The sequence below is a fragment of the Rhodococcus sp. (in: high G+C Gram-positive bacteria) genome (genome assembly GCF_049591685.1).
In the GTDB taxonomy this organism is placed as follows: Bacteria; Actinomycetota; Actinomycetes; order Mycobacteriales; family Mycobacteriaceae; genus Rhodococcoides.
The window spans coordinates 1-2,303 of the sequence record NZ_JBAWFH010000466.1 but is presented as its reverse complement, the minus strand read 5'-3'; the positions used below and the strand labels follow the sequence as shown (position 1 = coordinate 2,303).

Sequence of the window (2,303 nt, the reverse complement as noted above, 5' to 3'; positions counted from 1 at the left end):
AGCCGTACCCGCGTCGGGCCGGCAAGATCGCCATGGTCGGCGTTCTGATCGTTCTGTTCGGCGCCGCAGGCGCTGCCGTCGGAGCGAGCACCGCGTCGCCGGTGATTCAGGCCGCTGCGGTCTCCATCGGCGGTGGCTTCGCCGCGTTGCTTCTGACAGCGTTCGCGATCACCGGGCCCGGGCCGGTCATTCTGGTCTTCGCTTCCGTGGCCGCCGTCGGTTTCGCACACACGATCACCGACGTCGGTCTTGTCTCCGTAGTCGTGGGCGTCGGAGCGGCGGTGGGGTGGATCGCATCGATGCTTCCCGCCCTGCTTCATCCCGTCGGCCCGTCGCAACTCGCGGTCGCACGCGCACTCGCCGCCGTCGACGGTGTCACAGGTCGGGGCAGTGCGGCAGGTGAGGGCAGCGATCAGGCCGCTGCCCGTGCTGCCCTCTCCCGAGCCCGCGTCACCGTCGCGCTGAACTCCCGGACGCATCGACACCGGCACAGCCTGGGGCTCGCAACGCTTCTCGACGATGCCGAAGCGCTGCTCGACGCATGGGCACGCGGCGACGACCCGACGCATGCCCACGACCTTCTGGCGCACGAACGCGCTCTGCGCAGGATGCGCCGGTACGACGATCTACCGGTCCGTGCAGCATGTCTGACCGAACTGCCACGAAATTTCTTCACCGACGGCGTCCACCGTCTGCGCTCGCGCGCATTGATACTGGGCGCTGTGCGGATCACCGCCGCAGCAGCGTTGGCCTCCTGGTGCGCAACGGCATTCGGTTTCGAGCATCCACTGTGGGCCGCAATGGGTGCGCTGGCCGCGATGCAGGGAATCACCTTCCGCACCACGGTCGAACGCGGTATCCAACGACTGCTGGGCAACGTCGGCGGCGCGGTGGTCGGAGCTGCGTTGATCGCGATGTCGTTGGGCTACTGGCAAACGGTGGTCGCCATCGTCGTCTTCCAGGTCGCGGCCGAGTTGCTGGTGCTGCGCAACTACGGGCTGACCTCCCTCGCGGTCACACCGACTGCACTACTACTGACGGGCCTCGCCGGCCACCTCGCTCCCAGCGTCGCCGTCAGCCGCATCGTCGACACGCTCATCGGCGTCGCCATCGGCATCGTCGTCGCCGCAGTCACCATCGAATCCGGGGATCGACACCACCTCGCGTGAGCCCCCTCCGGTGTTACCGTGCGAGGCGACTCGAGGGGGGCGTTCGCACGTGGCACCACAATTGCGCAGACGGTCGTTTCTGGCGGCCACAGGAGTAGCCGCACTGGCGGGCACGACGCTGGCCTCGCCTTCCGGATTCGGCCGCGCGTGGGCGGCGCCGACGGGCTCGAGCATCGGCCGAGGTATCGGCGACATCACCGGTGAGCCGTTCGGTGCGGGGATGAACGGTTACGCGGTCCTCGAACAATCGTCGGCGGGGCTGCACCTTCGGCAGCGGGCGCGGGCGTTCGTGTTCGTCGACGCAGCCTCCGGTGCCCGTCTGGTGCACGTCACCTGCGAGGTCGGCCTGATGTTCGAGAGCACGCTCGAGGCCGTCCTCGAGCGACTCGACGCGCTGTACGGCGACCTGTACCACCGCGGAAACGTGCTGCTGTCCGCGACGCATACCCATGCAGCGCCGGGCGGCACCGACGGTCACCTACTCGTCGACATCACCACGCTGGGCTTTCGTCCGGTCACCTTCGAGGCGGGTGTCGCCGGGACGGTCGACGCCATTGTCCGTGCGCACGACGACGTCCGACCCGGCCGTGTCACCATCACCTCCGGACAGTTGACCGACGCCGGCGTCAACCGGTCACCGCGTGCCTTCGACCGCGATCCGGCGGCGGACAAGGCCGAGTTTCCTTCCGGGATCGATTCGCGGTCGGTCAATTTGCAGGTCGAGCGAGACGGCGTTCTCGTCGGCGTGCTCAATTGGTTTGCCACGCACGGCACGTCGATGAAGGCGACCAATCTTCTCGTCAGCTCCGACAACAAGGGCTATGCGGCCTGGCATTGGGAACGTGAGGTGGCGGGCGTCGACTACCGCAACCCGTCGTTCGTGGCGGCGTTCTGCCAGAGCACGCCAGGTGACGTGAGCCCCAATCTCGACAAGCAGGCCGGGATGGGTCCGACGGCCGACGAGTTCGAGAACACGCGCATCATCGGTTTCCGTCAGTTCGACGCCGCGCGGATGCAGGTCGCGTCGCCGGGTGCGGCACTGCAGTCGGGCATCGATGTCCGATGGGTGTACGCGGACTTGTCCGGCTTCACCGTGCGCGCGGAGTTCACCGGCGACGGGCGCACGCATACCAC

The 2,303-nt window shown here is 67.9% G+C and carries 2 protein-coding genes; both read left to right on the top strand.

The genetic code is table 11. From position 1 onward, the window contains the following. Positions 1-1,169, top strand: a 1,169-nt coding sequence (locus WBQ44_RS19325; RefSeq protein WP_495568287.1) for an FUSC family protein, incomplete at its 5' end; no start/stop codon positions are given. 49 nt (positions 1,170-1,218) lie between these two features. Further along, positions 1,219-2,303 (top strand): neutral/alkaline non-lysosomal ceramidase N-terminal domain-containing protein (locus WBQ44_RS19320; RefSeq protein ID WP_495568286.1); only part of this gene is annotated, 1,085 nt, incomplete at its 3' end.